Raw genomic sequence first — 17,346 nt, forward strand, 5'->3', positions numbered from 1 at the left:
TTTTATTTTTTTTTGAGCAAAACTATTTACAAAATTATAAAAGAGGTATATGATACTAATTGTAATCAAAATTATTACATTTAAAGAAAGGTGATTCATATGTCAAAAAACGTAAAAAATATTATTATTGGATTTGGTAAAGCAGGTAAAACAATTGCTGCTTACTTAGGAACACAAGGAGAAGAAACAGTCTTAATTGAAAAATCTCCTGTAATGTATGGTGGTACATGTATTAATGTTGGATGTATCCCAACTAAAAAAATTGCAACTGCAGCAGCTCGAAAAAAATATAGCCAAGTAGACAATGCAGTTTACTATCAAAAATCTATTCAAGAGAAAAAAGCATTAATTGCAGCTTTAAATCAAGCAAACTACCAAAAAGTTAATTCTGCTCCTAATGTAACAATCGTAGATGGATTTGGACGTTTTGTAGATGAACATACAGTTGCTGTAGATACAGCAAATGGAGTAGAAGAATATGTAGCAGAAAGAATCTTCATTAATACTGGTGGTACTCCATTTATCCCACCAATCGAAGGATTAAAAGTTGGAGGACCAATTCATACAAATGAAACAATTATGGATTTAGAAGAATTCCCAGAATCAGTTGTCATTGTTGGTAGTGGATTTATCGGATTAGAATTTGCAGCAACTTATGCGCAATTTGGTTCAAAAGTAACAGTAGTAGATGTATTTGATGCATTTATTCCTCGTGAAGATGACGATGTAGCTGCAGCGGTTAAAGAACGTTTAGAAGAAATGGGCGTTACTTTTGAATTAGGAATTTCTGTTAAAAAAGTTGAAACAGAAGATAACAAAGCAACAGTTTACTATGCTAAAAATGATGAAGAAAAAGTACTTGTTGCAGATGCAGTTTTAGTAGCAACTGGTAGAAAACCAAATATCCAAGGCTTAGACTTAGAAAAAGCTGGTGTTGAATTATCTGAACGTGGTGCTATTAAAGTAAATGAATTTTTACAAACAAATAAACCACATATCTTTGCATTAGGTGATGTAAATGGTGGACCTCAATTCACATTTATTTCATTAGATGACTTCAGAATCGTGAAAAACTTCTTAGCAGGAAATAAAGAATATTCAACTAAAGAACGTTCATTAATTCCAACTTCAACATTTATTAGCCCTACATTATCAAGTGTTGGTTTAAATGAAAAAGCAGCACAAGCAGCAGGAATTCCTGTGAAAGTTGCTAAATTACCAATGGCTGCTGTTCCAAAAGCAAAAATTTTAGGAAACCAAGTTGGATTCTATAAAGTTTTAGTACATGAACAAACTAATGAAATTGTTGGTGCAACATTATTTGCGGAAGAATCTCATGAAGTAATTAATATTATTGCAACTGCTATTAAAGCGAAATTACCTTATACAGCTTTACGTGATCAAATCTTTACTCACCCAACAATGGCGGAAGCATTGAACGATGTATTTGGATTAATTAAATAGAGGAATCAAAATGGGAAACGACTTTATAGTGATCATCCATTGTTTAACCTATTTATCTGTTCATTGTGATAGAAGATTCTCTAGCCAACAATTAGCGCATAATGCATGTAGCAATCCTGTTATTGTGCGAAAAGTAATGAGTTTAGCTTCTTCTAAAGGATATGTTGATGTTGTTAATGGAGCTAATGGGGGATATAAAATTCAAGTAGATCCAAAAGATATTTCATTAGGGGATTTATTTATACTCGTTGGTGAAGATCAACGATTAAAGAAACAGTATCAATCTTCTCTGGATGAAGTTTGTCTTGTAGCGAATCATATTTGTAGTGTCTTTTCTGATTTGCAGGATGAACAAATTCAAAATCAAATAGATTTTTATCAAAAACAGAGTATATTCGATATTGTACAACGATTGCAAAAAAAGTCTGAACAAGTCGAAGTTTAGAATTAGATTGAAGGAGTGAGTTTAATGGAATTTGTAAAAGAAGAAAATGCATTTAGACATTATAATGAAGTAGGTGAAGTGGATGCTGAAATTACATTTCAAGTTGAAAAAGATGTATTGATTGCTGATCATACTTTTGTAGATCCGACTTATAGAGGACAAGGAATTGGAAAATTACTAGTCGATAAATTAGCGGATTATGCAAGGGAAAATCAGAAGAAAATCCATCCAACATGTTCATATGTCGTTAATTTATTTAAAAAATATGACGAATATAGTGATGTGAAAATATAAAAAAAGTTAAAATTCATAAAAGTATCACGAATAATTCACAAAAAATTCACATTTTACCTTTATGATACAGCCATACCCAATAAAACACCTAAGGTTTACTTCTCCCAAATAAAAAATGAACTCCCAACATTTTTTATTAGTAAACCCTCCTAACCTTTTCCCGTTGTTAGAAATAGCAACGGGTTTTTTGGTTGTAAAAATCGTTAGGGAATAATTAAATTTTAATCATAAGTGTTGGAAGTTTTGAAAAGAAATAGTATAGTTATTTATTATAGGGAATAAAGGAGAAATTATGGCAAATCATTATTATACAAAAAATCCAGAAAGCATTAGTCAACAAAAACATTGGACATATCGCTTGAAAGGAAACACTCTTTCTTTTACAAGTGATAATGGAGTTTTCTCAAAAAATACCGTTGATTTTGGTAGTGAATTATTAGTAGAATCTTATGATATTCCGGAGCAGTTTCAAAAAGCAAGTTTATTGGATATTGGATGTGGATATGGTACGATGGGACTTGCTTATGGAAAAGCTTATCCTGAATTATCCATCGAAATGATTGATGTCAATGAACGAGCATTAGTTTTAGCACAAGAAAATGCAAAGAAAAATGGAATTCATAATGTGGATATACATGAAAGTAATTTGTATGATTCTGTAAAGAAATCCCAGTACGAAATTATTATTAGTAATCCACCGATTCGTGCTGGAAAAATAGTTGTTCATACTATTTTAGAAAAAGCATATGATTATTTAGCTGAAAATGGTCAATTAGTCATTGTGATTCAAAAAAAACAAGGAGCTCCAAGTGCTCAAAAGAAAATGGAAGAAGTATTTGGAAATTGTGAAAGAATTCAATGGGATAAAGGGTATTGGATTTTAGTAAGTACAAAAGATTAAAGGAGAATATTATGACGAAAAAAAATAGTAAGAAAAGAATTTCAAATTGGAGATTGTGGGTTGCAGGACTATTATTTATAATCGCTGGATTATTATTTGCTGCTGGTCCGATTCGTTCGTATATGCTAGCACAATTCCAACAAGAGCATACGCAACAATTAACTAAAGTTACAGCAGCTGAAGTAAAAGAGAATGAAACTCAAGAAGCAGAGTTTGACTTTTCAACAGTTGAGCCATTAGATTTACAAGCAGTTGTAAAAGCAAAAATGGATACTTCTAAATTTTTAACATTAGGAGCGATTGCTGTTCCAAGTGTGAATTTAAATTTACCAATTTATAAAGGGATTTCTAATCCTGTGTTATTAGCTGGAGCTGGAACAATGAAACCAACTCAAAAAATGGGTGAAGGAAATTATGCGTTAGCGAGTCATCACTATTTTTCAGATGAAAAATTATTGTTCTCTCCATTAATTAAATTAAAAGTTGGAGATAAAATTTATTTAACAGATATGGAATATGTGTATGAATATGAAACAACAAGTATCGATTTAGTAGAAGCATATCAAGTAGAAGTCATTTATGATGTTCCAGGAAAAACAGAGATTACTTTAATTACATGTGATGATTTACAAGCTTCTCATCGTTATAGCTTTAAAGGGAAATTCATTTCAAAAACACCAATTAGTGATGTGACTGAGGATGTAAAACAAGCATTTAATATTGATTTTACTACATTATAGAGAGAGGGTGGATTGATTGGCGACAATTCAAGATATTGCGAAAAAAGCTGGTGTAACGAAAAGTACTGTTTCAAGATATTTAAATGGTGGTTCTGTCAGCTTAGAAACAGCGCAAAAAATTGAAAAAATTATTAAAGAAGAAAATTATACGCCAAGTCCATTTGCTCGAAGTTTAAAGGCAAAGTCAAGTTCCATGATTGGAGTAATTGTTCCAAGAATGGATTCATCAGCAACTGCTAAGACTTTAATGGGAATTGATGAAGTAGTTGAAGAATTAAACTATGATTTATTAATGAATAATGCTCGACAAGATAGCAAAAGGGAAATCAAAGCCATTGAAGAATTTACTCGAAATAAAGTAGCTGGAATTATTTTAATTGCAACTGAAATAACTTCAGAACATATTAAAGTCATAAAAAAATGTCCTGTTCCAGTTGTGATTGTAGGACAAGAGCATGAAGAGATTCATAGTGTGGTTCATGATGACTATCAAGCAGGATTTGAGCTAGTTGAAGCTCTTGCGAAACAAGGTTTTCACGAAATGACCTATGTAGGTGTTTCTAATCGAGATCATGCCGTTGGGGTTGTTCGAAAAGAAGGAATTTTTGCTGGGGCAAAAGCAAATCATTTTGATACGATTGAACAGCTTGAAGGTGATTTTTCTATACAAAAAGCATTGACAATTGGATTAGAATTGTTTCAAAAGCCGAATCATCCTTTAGTAATTGCTGCAACTGATAATATTGCAGTGGCTCTTATGAAAGCTGCTCAACAATGTGGTAGAAAAATACCTGAAGAAGTTGCGATTGCTGGGTTTGGTGGATATGAAATTGGTCAATTTATGAATCCAACATTAACAACCGTAGAATTTCAGTTTAATGAGGCTGGAAGAGTGTCTATGCAACTTTTAGATAAATTAATTCGTAAAGTTCCGTGTGAGATGAAAACGATCATTCCAGTTCATGTAAAACTTGGAGAAAGTACAAAAAAAGCTAGTAATTAGGAAATCCTAATTGCTAGCTTTTTTATATGGTTCAACATGAATATCGATAAAATTAATTCCGAAGTGTTCAGAGAGTTCCATTTCGATTTCTTCTGTTACTTCATGACTTCTCCAAACAGTTAGATTTGGATCCATACAGACGGTTAAATCTAAATAAATATTAGAACCATAACGACGAGCTTTCAATTCTTCGATACTTTTCACTTCTGGATGGGAAAGTATTAGGGGTTTATATTCTTTCATTTCTTCTGGTTCAAATCCATCGGTTAATTGAAAAGTGCTTTCGCTGAAAACATCATAAGCAGTTTTTAAAATCATCATTCCAACAATAAAAGCCATTACTCCATCTAACCATGAGATTCCTAAACTTGCTGCAAAAATGGCAATGGAAGTAGAAATACTTGTCAAGGCATCACTGTAATTATCCTTTGCTGCTGCTTTTAAACCGATGGAATTTATTTTTTTAGCCAGTGAATGGTTAAAACGATAAACTCCATACATAATGATACCAGAAATAAATCCTACCAAAGCTGTAATGAGGGATGGAAGTTCTGGATTTGGATTCATGATTGTATGCCAAGCGTTTCTAATAACTTCTATACCGATAATACACATAATAAAAGATGTAATAAGACTTGCAAGAGTTTCAAATTTCCAATGACCATAAGGGTGATTTTTATCTGCAGGTTTTTGAGAAATTTTTAAACCAGCAAATACTAGAACTGAAGATAAAACATCCGTTAAGTTATTTAATCCGTCTGAAAATAAGGCTTGAGAAAAAAATAATTTTCCAAATAATAATTTGCTGCTTGAAAGAATGATGTAAGTGATAATACTTAGAATTGCCCCTTTTTCAGCTTGTTTTAAACGTTGAGTAGCATTCATTTGATTCCCTCAATTCTGTAAAAGTTATTATAAGAGTATATCAAATATAAAAAAAAATAAAAAGGAAAAGGTCTTTTAATCTTTTTAGAATGAAAAATATTGTGAAAATGAAATAAGAAATCCTCTGTTTTGACTATCTCTATTGGCATTCTTTTGGTATAATAAAATCAATTGAAACGAAAGAGAGTGAAGTAAATGGCAACAGCATTAATTGTATATGCTAGTTTAACAGGAAACACAGAAGAAATCGCAGATATTTTAGCAGAATCATTAGAAGAACAAGGAGTAGAAGTAGATATTAAAGAATGTACTTCAGCAACAGCAGATGAATTTCATGACTATGATATTTGTGTAGTCGCAACTTACACTTATGGTACAGATGGTGATTTACCAGATGAAATCGTTGATTTTTATGAAGAATTAGAAGAAGAAGATTTATCAGGAAAAATTTATGGAGCATTAGGTTCTGGAGATACATTCTATGATAAATTCTGTCAATCAGTATTAGATTTTGATGAACAATTTGCTAAGACTGGTGCAACAAAAGGTGCAGAAAATGTATTAGTAGATTTAAATGCAGAAGAAGAAGATGTGAAAAATATCGAAGCTTTTGCAAAAAGTTTAGTAGAAAAATTAGGATAGAAGAGAAGGTAACAGTTTGAAAAAGAACTGTTACTTTTATTTATGGAGAAAAAGATGTATCAAACAATTGAAGGGATTGCGGAATATTTAGAAGTCGATATTGCGTATGTGTTATATTTAATTCGTGAAAAACAAATTTCTACAATTACAGTAGATGATGAAGTGTTAATTAATCGATCACAATTTGACTTTTTTATTAAGCAACGTCAAAAAATGATTGAAGAATATCAAAAATACTTAGATGAGCCGATTCCGGAAGATATTGATATTAAGGATGAGGATTAAAAAAGGTTGACAAGATAGTGAAGTGTGAAGTGACCCCAAAAAGTCTAACTTTTGGGGTCACTTTGCTTTAAATTATACTTTTTTCTTAAACATTTGATACAAGTAGGTATTTATTGTGAGTAATTTTCATCAAAAAATTTCATAGAGTAGCTCCCTAGAATTATGGAAAAGTAGTAAAAATAGTTGTTATCCTAGTTGATTAAAAAAATCCCTGATTTCCTCATCTTTTATAAAATAATATATAATTTTCCCCTCTCTTCTAGTGCCCAAGATATTTTGATTGGCTAGTTTACGAAGATGGTGGGAAGTAGATGCCATACTGAGATTTAGTAAACAGGCTATATCACAGACACAGAGTTCTTCAACAGCAAGGAGATAAAAGATGATATTTATCTGTTTATTATCGGTAAACTTTGTTAAAATGCGAAGTGATTTTTGAACTTTTTCCTTTTCAAGGTAGTTCATTGCGGTTGTAACATTTTGTTGATTTATAATATTCACTTGGCAGATACTATCTTTTTTCATAATATTTTCTCCTAGCCTAACATAGTCCATAGCATGTCAAAACTATTATTTTCAATCAGGATATATATCCCCAATCCTAAATAAACAACGGCAATAAACCATCTGCTATATTTTTCCAAAGTTTCTCCAACAGAAGGGACTTGTGCCAATTTTTGGGCAGAAAAAACCAAGAGATAAATCATGACTAGAAAGGTAAGTAAAGCTACTATCAAATTTGCTAAATTTAAGGTAGTAAAATATGGGACAAAGACACCAATATTGTCAGCACCACAACTTGCAAAAGTAATCATAGCGACTAGAAATATCAGGTTTTTATTATCTTTGCGCAAACCTTCTTTGGCAATAGCTTCTCCATCAGAATCTCCTAAAAGCAAAACTTTGAGACCTAGGAAAATTGGAATCAAACCAAGCAAACCTAAAATCTCTTTGCTAGGAATATAATTTAATACAAATGCAAAAAGCAAACTTAGCAATATTAGACTACCAGAGCCTAGAAATTGTCCTAAATAGATGTTGATGATGTCCTTTCTGCTTTTTCTTTTGGCAAAAAATAACATTAGGATAATAAGTAAGTCTACGGCTGTCCCAGAATATAGGATTATTGAAGTAATAACATTTTGGATCATAAAACACCTCATTCAAATATATTTTTGAATGTATTGTAATATTAAACTTTGTAGATGTCAACCTTCAACTCCACCAAGATATAGATAAGAAGTTGGTGTACCAAACATTAAAAAGCCCTGCCATCGAAATGATAGCAGGGCTTAATTTCAATCTCTAAATGATATATTCATCTATAAAAGATAGAGTAAATCAATTATTTTAAGTAAGCAGCAGCTTGTGCTCCAGCTTGACGTCCGAAGATGATGATGTCAGCTACAGCGTTACCACCGATACGGTTAGCACCGTGAACTCCACCAGTTACTTCACCAGCAGCGTATAATCCGTCGATAACTGAACCGTCTTCTTTTAATACTTGAGCGTTTGTATTAATTTTCAAACCACCCATTGTGTGGTGAATACCAGGTGCGATTTGGATTGCGTGGAATGGACCAGTTGTTAAGTCGTGATCCATAGCAGTTGAACGACCAAATTCGCTATCTTTTTTATCAGCAACAGCTTTGTTCCAAGCTTCTAAAGTTGCTTTTAAGTTTTCAGCAGGTACACCAATTTCTTTTGCTAAGCCTTCTAAAGTATCAGCAGTTTTTACTAAACCACGTTTTTCATAGAACTTAACAGCTTTAGCACGATCAGTTAATGCATTATCTAAAATTAAGTATGCATATTTTTCTGGTAATCCGATAATTGCTTGAGATACTTTATCACGAGTTTCCATTTCATTGAAGAAACGTTTACCTTCTTGGTTCACAAGGATAGCACCTTCACCACGAACTGATTCAGAAATTAATGTTGAAGTTGATTGTTCAACAGTAGGGTGGATTTGGATTTCTCCCATATCTACAGTTGCAGCGCCAATTTCTTTTGCTAATACGATACCGTCACCAGTTGAACCTTTTTGGTTTGTTGTTACAAAACCGTTTAATTCAGGTTTGTATTCAGTAACCATTTCCATATTTGCACCGAAACCACCAGTTGTTAAAACAACAGCGTTTGAAGCAATCGTTTTTTCTTGTCCATCGATTGTAACGTTAACACCTGTAACTTTTCCATCTTTTTCGTTTACTTTGTTTACAACAGCATTTACGAATAATGGGATTTCACGTTCTGAAGCATTACGTAATAATCCAGCTACTAAGTATTCACCTACAGCTGAACCATCAGCAGGGCGGTGAGTACGTTTTTCGCTCATACCACCAGTAGTTGTTAAGTTACTTAATGTAATTCCCATAGAATCTAACCAATCAATCGCTGAAGCAGAGTTGTCTACTAAGTAGTGTAATAATTCAGGATTGTTTGTTCCATGTCCACCTTTTAAAGATTCTTCATAGAATTTATCGTTTGAATCTTTAATTCCTTCAGCTTCTTGGAATTTAGTTTGAGAAGCATTCATCCCTGCAGAAGATTTAGTTGTATTTCCTCCTGCTGTAGCCATTTTTTCTAAGATAACTGGGTTTTTACCAGCTTCTTTAGCTTGGATAGCAGCTGATAAACCAGCACCACCAGAACCAACGATTACAACATCATAGCTGTCTTTTAATGTTGAAGGATCTGCGTATTTTTGAGCAGATGCACTTGCAACAGCTTCTGTTTTAGTCGTCTCCTTTGTTGTTTTTGTAGTACTACTATTTCCGCAAGCAGATAATAATAGAACTGAGGCGAAGGCTAAACTAGCCATAAGACTTTTTTTCATCTCTATTCTCCTTTTTGTGAAAAATTATTTTTGCCTTAAATATCCTATCATAATTTTCATGAATTTTCAATATTTGATATAAATGTTGCAAAAAAATGAAAAAAGTTGTTGACATTTGATATAAACCAGTGCATAATAACCACATCAAGCGAAAAGGAGTTAGGAACATGCATCAAGTATTAGTATTACAATTGAATACTCGTTGGCAAAGCCACTAGATACAGGTTGTTCTTAACGTACATTTTGTACATATAGATACAACCTTCATTGACGTGAAATTGTATCTATGTGGAAATTTAAACATGAATGAACTCGACCACGTAGATCTAATAAAATAGAACCTACGTGGTCTTTTTGTATCAATAAAGAGACCCAGAGCGGTCTCTTTTTTCTTTATCGAGTTCATTCAAAGAAGTTTTATTTACATTGGAGGAATTTATTATGAAAAAAAATAAAGGAATTTTAGGATTTGCATTAGTATTATTAGTCGTATTATTAGGATCATTAGTTTACAATACAGTACAAAAATCATCTCAAAAAACAACAAATACACAACAAGAAGCACAAACAACAACACAAGATAAAAAAGTAAAATTAGGGGTATTACAATTATTAAGCCACCCAGCATTAGATGCAATTTATCAAGGAATTCAAGATGAATTAGCTAAAGAAGGATATGAAGCAGGTAAAAACTTAGAAATTGATTTCCAAAATGCTCAAGGTGATCAAAGTAACTTAGCATCAATGAGTGAAAAATTAGTTTCTAACAAAAATGATGTGATTGTTGGGATTACAACACCTGCAACATTATCATTAGCAAATGTTACAAAAGATATTCCAATCGTAATGGGTGGGATTACTTATCCAGTAGAAGCAGGATTAATTAAAGATGAGAAAAAACCAGGAAATAACATCACAGGTGTTAGTGACCGTACACCAATTAAACAACAATTAGAAATTATGAAACAAGTTGTTCCAACATTAAAAACAGTTGGTATTTTATATACATCAAGTGAAGATAACTCAGTAAAACAAGCTAAACAAGCAGAAGAAGATGCAAAAGCTTTAGGGTTAGAAGTAAAAGTAGCAACAATTGCAAACACAAACGATATTCAACAAGTAACTGAAAGTTTAGCAAGCCAAGTAGAAGCAATCTTTGTTCCAATCGACAATACAATTGCAAGTGCAATGGCTACAGTTGTAAAAGCAACAGATGCTAAAAAAATTCCAGTATTCCCTTCAGCTGATACAATGGTTGCTGATGGTGGAGTATTAGGTTTAGGTGTGGATCAATACCAAATTGGTGTAGAAACAGCTAAAATGGTTGTAGAAGTATTAAAAGGTGCTAAACCAGCAGATACACCAATTAAATTAGCAAATGAAGGTGTCATCTACTTAAATGAAGAAAAAGCGAAAGAATTAGGAATTACAATTCCAGCAGATATTGCTCAAAAAGCACAAAAAGTTACTGCTAAAAAATAATTTAAAATAAAAAAAGTCTAGAGAGTTCACACATCATTGTTAAGGGAGAGGACATAAAGTTCATCTCCCTTAATGATGATTAAAATAAATGACATATAATGATAGCGAATACTGATTGAATAAGGTATAGTTATCTAAGAGTTTTGTATACATATATTTTATAGAAAAGGAAGGGAAATATGGATTTAATTATTTCAGCAATTTCTCAAGGGATACTTTGGGGAATTTTATCATTAGGTTTATTTATTAGTTTTCGAATTTTAAATATTGCAGATATGACAACGGAAGGAAGCTTCCCATTAGGGGCAGCAACTTGTGTGATGTGTATTCAACATGGAGTACATCCACTGTTAGCAACGTTTATTGCCATGTTTGTTGGAGCGTTAGCAGGATATGTCACAGGATTTTTAATTACAGTTTGTAAATTACCTAGCTTATTAGCAGGAATTTTAACAATGACAGGGTTATTATCTGTGAATTTAAGAATTATGGGTCGTCCAAATTTATCCTTATTAAATTACAAAACGATTTTTAGTTTTTTAGAGGGAATGGAATTACCAAAGTATTTTGATATTATTTTAATCGGGATTGTATTTGTTGGAATTCTTATTGTAGCGATGTATGTCTTTTTCGCAACTGAAATTGGTCAAGCATTAATTGCTACAGGGGATAATGAAAAAATGGCCATTTCTCTAGGAATTAACACAAATCAAATGACAGTATTTGGTTTAATGTTATCTAATGCGTTAATTGCGATGGCGGGAGCTGTTTTAGCTCAAAATAATGGTTATGCAGATGTGAACTCTGGTTTAGGGACCATTGTTATTGCCTTAGCAGCGATTATTATTGGAGAAGTGATTTTTGCGGATGAATCATTCGTAGGAAGATTAGTATGTATTATTTTTGGTTCGATTATTTATCGTTTATTACAAGCGTCAATTTTACGATTAAATATTTTTGATCCAAATGATTTCAAATTATTATCTGCAGCATTAATCGCTATTTGCTTAACAATTCCGCAAATTAAACAAGCGATTTATAAAATTAGTCACCGTAAAAGTGTACAATAGGAGGTAGAAGATGGATATTAGAATAGAAAATGTTCATAAAACATTTTACCCAAATACAAATAGAAGTCATGATGCATTGATTGATATTAACTTAACGATTCATAAAGGGGATTTTATTACAATTGTTGGGGGAAATGGTGCAGGAAAATCAACTTTTCTAAATGCCATTTCAGGAAGTTTTCCATTAGATAAAGGACATATTTATATGGGAGATGCAGCAGTTGAACAAACAGCTGAATATGAAAGAGCAAAATATATTAGCCGTGTTTACCAAAATCCACTTCAAGGAACAGCGCCTCGTATGACTGTTGCAGAAAATCTTTCGTTAGCATTAAGAAGAGGATTAAAACGAGGATTAAGAAAAGGATATACAGCTGAAGAATTAGAACAATTTAAAGCATTATTAACTCCTTTACAATTAGGATTAGAAGAACGATTGGACGCAGAAATTGGATTATTATCTGGAGGACAAAGACAGGCAGTTTCACTGTTAATGGCAACATTACGAACTCCTGAATTATTATTACTAGATGAACATACTGCTGCACTAGATCCAAAAACACAGAGAAAAATTATGCAATTAACAAAGGAAATTATTGAAGAAAAACAATTAACAGCTTTAATGATTACGCATAATTTATCAGATGCATTAAGATATGGAAATCGTTTAATGATGATGCATCGTGGAAAAATTATCCGAGTTTTTGAAAAAGAAGAAAAAGAAGCACTAACAGAAGAAAAATTATACCAATTAATGGCAGAATTAGACGAAGCAGATTTTAATCAAGAAGCTTAATAAGGTGAAGGCAGACATTTTTGACAAGTGTCTGCTTTTTTGTATAGAAATTTCATATCATTTTAGATTTACAGTTTTTATTCTAATGGAATTTGGTATAATGGAAATAATTAGAATTGAAAGGATGTTTTAAAGTGGGATTGTTTAATAGTAAACAATTTGGGAAGAGCAGTTATATTGCAATAGGTGCTATCATTGGAATACTAGTTGGAACAACCGTTAGTTTATTCCGTTTATTTCTTGGAAAAACATTAGAAGGAGTCATTGTTGTTTATTCTTATTTGCAAGGCTCTCCTCAATGGCTACCGGTATGGATTATTTTTTCTATGATTATGGCTGTTATTTTAGGACAAATTGTTAAAAGTGAGCCTGATATTAAAGGAAGTGGGATTCCACAAGTAGAGCTACAATTACAAGGTAAGATGGATATGAATTGGTGGTCTGTTTGTTGGAAAAAATTCGTTGCAGGATTTATTTCAATTGGTTCAGGATTGCTATTAGGAAGAGAAGGCCCCTCGATTCAATTAGGAGCTTCTGTAGCTCAAGGGGTAGCTGAAGGGTTAAAAAGTAATCGAGTTCAAAAAAATATATTTATTTCAAGTGGGGCGGGAGCAGGATTAGCAGCAGCGTTTAACGCACCAATTGCTGGGTTAATGTTTGTGCTAGAAGAAGTTCATCATACATTTAGTCCATTAGTTGCTTTAACAACATTAACAGCTGCTATCGTTTCGAATTTCGTATCGTTAAATATTTTTGGAGCACGTCCTTCTTTAAATTTAGGAAATGATCAAATCTTTCCAATGAGTCATTATGGTTATGTTATTTTATTAGGAATTGTTTTAGGTTTATTTGGATGGGTTTATCATCATTATACTTTGCAATTGCCAACGATTTATGGGAAATTATTTCCGTTTATTCCAAATTATTACTACTGTATGGTTGCCTTTATTGCCATTATTCCATTAGGGTTATGGAATCCACATGTATTAGGTGGAGGCGGTGAAATGATTTTAGAATTACTTCATGAAAATCATACCGTACAATTTTTAGCATTTTTATTTATTCTTCGTTTATTTTATTCAATGCTTTCTTATGGGACAGGATTACCTGGAGGGATTTTCCTTCCAATTCTTTCTCTAGGTGCATTGCTAGGCTTAGTGTATGCAGAAGTATTAATTCAATTCTTTGGAGTAGATCCTAGTTTACGAGTAAGTTTTGTTTTCTTTGCAATGGCAGGATATTTCTCAGCAATTGGGAAAGCTCCATTAACAGCATTGTTACTTGTAACGGAAATGGTTGGAGGATTAAACCAATTAATGCCGCTGGGAATCTGTACGTTAACAGCTTATATTGTAGCTGACTACTTGAAGATGGGTCCTATTTATGAAATTTTAGCGGAACGCTTAGATTCAGAACATCCACATGAAACAAAAGGAAAACGAACAACTTTCGAAGTCCCAGTAATGGTAGAAAGTCCATTAGTTGGAAAAATGATTCGAGATATTCCATGGCCGAAAGATATCGTTATTGCAACTGTAAGAAGAGGAGCAAAAGAAGAAATTACTCGTGGGGATACGATTATGCGACCTGGCGATATTCTCATCGTTGTATGTGATGAAGGATTAGTTGGAGAAAGATTTGAAACAATGACACAATTATCCAAGGGATTACCGTTTTCTTAAACTTTATGGTATACTTCCTATGATAAATGGAAATGAAGGGGGATAGAAGGAAATGACAAAACATAACCTAAGTCCACAAAATGATGAATTGAAAGAGTTTGGCGATTCGCTTGCTAAATATTCAAGAAAAAATACTAGTTGGCTTTATTTATTATTCATTATCATTGTATTGTTTGGAGTCGTTTATTTATTTAATACGGTATCTAAGCGTTCAAAAGCCCCAATTGAGGCTTATCGAGAAGAATTTATTCAATTAAAAGATCAAATTCAGAGACAAGAATTGAAAATTGAACAGTTGGAACAACAAATCAAACAATTGTCTGAAAAACCATAACATTTTAAATGAAAAGAGTGAAAATTTTTCGTATTTTTTCACTCTTTTCATTATTTTATTAAGGAATCATTTGAGAGCTTTTCTAAATTTGTTCGGAAATAGGCTTGTAAAAGGCTTTCAATTGTGCTATACTGACTATAGTGTTTTTGTTAGGGAAATAAATGGGATTTAAGAACTCCTTTTTGAACCACAGGCAGAAATATGAATAACCGTGCTTTTGGCACAAGGAGGAAAATGTTCATGGAACAAGGTAAAGTAAAATGGTTTAACGCAGAAAAAGGTTTTGGATTTATTGAACGCGAAGACGGAAGTGACGTATTCGTACACTTCTCAGCTATCCAATCAGAAGGATACAAATCATTAGACGAAGGCCAAGCTGTTGAATTCGAAGTTGAAGAAGGCGCACGTGGTCCTCAAGCAGCTAACGTTGTAAAACTATAATTTTATTAATTAAGAAAGAGGTTAGGAATTTTCTAGCCTCTATTTTTTTGTTTGAAATAATTTTGACAGGCTTTTCAATTCGGTCTACAATAGAACTATTCTATAAAGAGGTGGTAACATGAAAGCAAGAACAGAAGTTCCAGTAGAACAAACATGGGATTTATCATTATTATTTAAAACAGAAGAGGACTATAAACAATCGATTGAATTCTATAAACAATTAGTTGAAAAATTCTGTAAAAATTTCGAAAATCAATTAAACAGTGTAGAAGCGATTCATCAAAGTTTAGCAGATTATCGTGAAATTTTGGAATTACGTGGAAAAATTGTTCAATATGCAAGTTTAGCAGTTAATGCGAATACAAAGGATAGAGAAGCACAAAATCGTTTAGCAAAAACAAGAAATGTAGTAGCAGAATACGATGCAAAATTAAGTTTCTTCTCTCCTGAATTAAGTCAATTAGATGAAGCGTTATTAGCAGAAGCTTCAAAAAATCCTGAAAATACGATTTATCTGGAAAGATTATTAGCAGATAAACAACATTTATTATCTAAAGAAGTGGAATCAGTCTTAGCAGCATTAGGAAATACATTGGATTTCCCTTATCAAAACTACAATGATATTAAATTCAAAGATATTCAATTCCCTAATTTTGAAGTTGACGGAAAAGAGTTTGAAATGACGTATAATAGTTTTGAAAAACGTTTAGAGTCAGACGAAGACACAAGTGTCAGAAGAAAAGCTTTTGAAGTATTTTCAAATACATTACGTAAATATGAACATAGTACAGCTTCTGCATATAATGCACAAGTTCAAAAAGAAAAAACTATGGCTACTTTAAGAGGATTCGATTCAGTGATTGATTATTTATTAGATCGCCAAAAAGTTTCGAGAGAATTATACAATCGCCAAATTGATTTAATTATGGAACATTTAGCACCGATTATGAGAAGCTATGCTCAATTAATTGGAAAAATTTACCAATTAGATGAAGTACGTTATGAAGATTTAAAATTGGAAGTAGATCCTCATTTCGCACCAAAAGTGAGCTATGAAGAAGCGAAAGCTTATATTTTAGATGGGTTAAAACCGCTAGGAGAATCTTATCTTTCAATTATGAAGAGAGCTTTTGATGAGCGATGGATTGATTATGCGGAAACAATTGGAAAACGTACAGGAGCATTTTGTGCGTCACCGTATGGGGCAAATTCATTTATTTTAATGTTCTTTACAGAAGGTATGAATGATGTAATGACATTAGCACATGAATTAGGGCATGCTGGACATTTCCAATTAGCACATCAACATCAAAATATTCAATTATCTAGACCTTCTATGTACTTTGTTGAAGCGCCATCGACTGCCAATGAATTACTAGTGGAAAATTATTTATTACAAAATGCAACAGATACTAGAATGAAACGTTGGATCATTTCTCAAATTATTGGTAAAACTTATTACCATAATTTTGTTACACATTTATTAGAAGCTCACTATCAAAGAGAAGTATATCGATTAGTTGATGAAGGTAAAAATTTAGATGCAGAAACATTAAACCAAATTTATCGCCAGACATTAGAACAATTCTGGGGAGATTCTGTAGTGTTAACAGAGGGAGCAGAATTAACTTGGATGAGACAGCCACATTATTATATGGGATTATATTCTTATACTTATTCTGCTGGGCTAACAATCGGAACTCAAGTTGCCAAAATGATTCAAGAGAATCCTGAAAAAGCAGCTGAATGGGTAGAAGTTCTTAAAATGGGTGGTTCTAAAACTGCAGAAGAGCTTGCTAAGGCTGCGGGGGTAGATGTTTCTACGGATGAACCATTGAGAAATACAATTGATACAATTGGAGAATATGTAGAAGAATTGGTTCTTTTAACTGATGAATTAGGTTAAAAGAATTGACTTGATTGAGGTAGTACTAGGACGGCAGCAGCCCTGCAGTCTCATGCTCGTACTACAGCGCTACATTGTTCAATTAAAAAAGAGTTAGGGGTTATCCTCTAACTCTTTTTATTATATCTATTTTTGTA

General features: G+C 32.5%; 19 protein-coding genes and 1 pseudogene. 16 read left to right on the forward strand and 4 right to left on the reverse strand.

Annotation, left to right across the window (positions count from 1 at the left end; all coding sequences use genetic code 11):
- The first annotated feature begins 99 nt into the window (after positions 1-99).
- From RWZ86_RS04030 to RWZ86_RS04055, 6 genes are all read left to right on the forward strand, one after another.
- Positions 100-1,464, forward strand: a complete 1,365-nt coding sequence (locus RWZ86_RS04030) for an FAD-dependent oxidoreductase (protein WP_314680217.1) — start codon at positions 100-102, stop codon at positions 1,462-1,464.
- Between the two features lie 10 nt (positions 1,465-1,474).
- On the forward strand, positions 1,475-1,909 hold the full coding sequence (locus RWZ86_RS04035) for an Rrf2 family transcriptional regulator (RefSeq protein ID WP_314680219.1): 435 nt from the start codon (positions 1,475-1,477) through the stop codon (positions 1,907-1,909).
- 24 nt (positions 1,910-1,933) lie between these two features.
- Entirely contained in the window at positions 1,934-2,203 is a 270-nt protein-coding gene (locus RWZ86_RS04040; RefSeq protein WP_314680221.1) for a GNAT family N-acetyltransferase, read from the forward strand.
- Positions 2,204-2,495: 292 nt separating this feature from the next.
- The gene (locus RWZ86_RS04045) at positions 2,496-3,104 is read left to right on the forward strand and encodes a class I SAM-dependent methyltransferase (protein ID WP_314680223.1); all 609 of its coding nucleotides are present in this window, start codon (positions 2,496-2,498) and stop codon (positions 3,102-3,104) included.
- A gap of 11 nt (positions 3,105-3,115) precedes the next feature.
- Positions 3,116-3,844, forward strand: a complete 729-nt coding sequence (locus RWZ86_RS04050) for a class A sortase (RefSeq protein WP_314680225.1) — start codon at positions 3,116-3,118, stop codon at positions 3,842-3,844.
- Between the two features lie 16 nt (positions 3,845-3,860).
- Complete coding sequence (locus RWZ86_RS04055) at positions 3,861-4,847, forward strand: LacI family DNA-binding transcriptional regulator (protein WP_314680227.1); 987 nt, start codon at positions 3,861-3,863, stop codon at positions 4,845-4,847.
- Positions 4,848-4,853: 6 nt separating this feature from the next.
- On the opposite strand, the gene RWZ86_RS04060 is transcribed toward RWZ86_RS04055, so the two are convergent.
- Positions 4,854-5,732: a cation diffusion facilitator family transporter gene (locus RWZ86_RS04060; RefSeq protein WP_314680229.1), complete on the reverse strand. Its 879-nt coding sequence runs from the start codon at positions 5,730-5,732 to the stop codon at positions 4,854-4,856.
- A gap of 195 nt (positions 5,733-5,927) precedes the next feature.
- Here RWZ86_RS04060 and RWZ86_RS04065 point away from each other — a divergent pair, with 195 nt between their 5' ends.
- Both RWZ86_RS04065 and RWZ86_RS04070 read left to right on the forward strand, forming a co-directional pair.
- Positions 5,928-6,374, forward strand: a complete 447-nt coding sequence (locus tag RWZ86_RS04065) for a flavodoxin (protein WP_006703079.1) — start codon at positions 5,928-5,930, stop codon at positions 6,372-6,374.
- 54 nt (positions 6,375-6,428) lie between these two features.
- On the forward strand, positions 6,429-6,659 hold the full coding sequence (locus tag RWZ86_RS04070; RefSeq protein ID WP_314111568.1) for a hypothetical protein: 231 nt from the start codon (positions 6,429-6,431) through the stop codon (positions 6,657-6,659).
- Positions 6,660-6,845: 186 nt separating this feature from the next.
- On the opposite strand, the gene cadX is transcribed toward RWZ86_RS04070, so the two are convergent.
- Together cadX and RWZ86_RS04080 are read right to left on the reverse strand one after the other, a co-directional pair.
- Positions 6,846-7,184 (reverse strand): Cd(II)/Zn(II)-sensing metalloregulatory transcriptional regulator CadX, encoded by a 339-nt coding sequence (gene cadX / locus RWZ86_RS04075; protein WP_314680234.1) that lies wholly within the window; start codon positions 7,182-7,184, stop codon positions 6,846-6,848.
- A gap of 11 nt (positions 7,185-7,195) precedes the next feature.
- On the reverse strand, positions 7,196-7,810 hold the full coding sequence (locus RWZ86_RS04080) for a CadD family cadmium resistance transporter (RefSeq protein ID WP_314680236.1): 615 nt from the start codon (positions 7,808-7,810) through the stop codon (positions 7,196-7,198).
- Between the two features lie 28 nt (positions 7,811-7,838).
- Between RWZ86_RS04080 and RWZ86_RS04085 the strand changes: the two are divergent.
- Positions 7,839-7,968, forward strand: a pseudogene (locus tag RWZ86_RS04085) (FanG protein).
- A gap of 36 nt (positions 7,969-8,004) precedes the next feature.
- Here RWZ86_RS04085 and RWZ86_RS04090 read toward each other — a convergent pair.
- Positions 8,005-9,498 (reverse strand): flavocytochrome c, encoded by a 1,494-nt coding sequence (locus RWZ86_RS04090; RefSeq protein ID WP_314680238.1) that lies wholly within the window; start codon positions 9,496-9,498, stop codon positions 8,005-8,007.
- 441 nt (positions 9,499-9,939) lie between these two features.
- Here RWZ86_RS04090 and trpX point away from each other — a divergent pair, with 441 nt between their 5' ends.
- The 7 genes from trpX to pepF all read left to right on the forward strand — a co-directional run bounded on the left by trpX (position 9,940) and on the right by pepF (position 17,209).
- Positions 9,940-10,980, forward strand: a complete 1,041-nt coding sequence (gene trpX / locus RWZ86_RS04095; protein WP_314680240.1) for a tryptophan ABC transporter substrate-binding protein — start codon at positions 9,940-9,942, stop codon at positions 10,978-10,980.
- A 179-nt stretch (positions 10,981-11,159) separates the two neighbouring features.
- Positions 11,160-12,050 carry an ABC transporter permease subunit gene (locus RWZ86_RS04100; RefSeq protein WP_314680242.1) on the forward strand — a complete coding sequence of 297 codons (891 nt, stop codon included), beginning with the start codon at positions 11,160-11,162 and terminating at the stop codon, positions 12,048-12,050.
- Positions 12,051-12,060: 10 nt separating this feature from the next.
- On the forward strand, positions 12,061-12,846 hold the full coding sequence (locus tag RWZ86_RS04105; protein WP_314680244.1) for an ATP-binding cassette domain-containing protein: 786 nt from the start codon (positions 12,061-12,063) through the stop codon (positions 12,844-12,846).
- A gap of 134 nt (positions 12,847-12,980) precedes the next feature.
- On the forward strand, positions 12,981-14,528 hold the full coding sequence (locus tag RWZ86_RS04110) for a ClC family H(+)/Cl(-) exchange transporter (RefSeq protein WP_314680246.1): 1,548 nt from the start codon (positions 12,981-12,983) through the stop codon (positions 14,526-14,528).
- A gap of 52 nt (positions 14,529-14,580) precedes the next feature.
- Complete coding sequence (locus tag RWZ86_RS04115) at positions 14,581-14,862, forward strand: hypothetical protein (protein ID WP_314680248.1); 282 nt, start codon at positions 14,581-14,583, stop codon at positions 14,860-14,862.
- A 240-nt stretch (positions 14,863-15,102) separates the two neighbouring features.
- Positions 15,103-15,303: a cold-shock protein gene (locus RWZ86_RS04120; RefSeq protein WP_006703068.1), complete on the forward strand. Its 201-nt coding sequence runs from the start codon at positions 15,103-15,105 to the stop codon at positions 15,301-15,303.
- Positions 15,304-15,421: 118 nt separating this feature from the next.
- Positions 15,422-17,209: an oligoendopeptidase F gene (gene pepF / locus RWZ86_RS04125; protein WP_314680250.1), complete on the forward strand. Its 1,788-nt coding sequence runs from the start codon at positions 15,422-15,424 to the stop codon at positions 17,207-17,209.
- The last annotated feature ends 137 nt before the right edge of the window (positions 17,210-17,346 follow it).

The organism is uncultured Granulicatella sp., from assembly GCF_963545075.1.
Taxonomy (GTDB): Bacteria; Bacillota; Bacilli; order Lactobacillales; family Aerococcaceae; genus Granulicatella.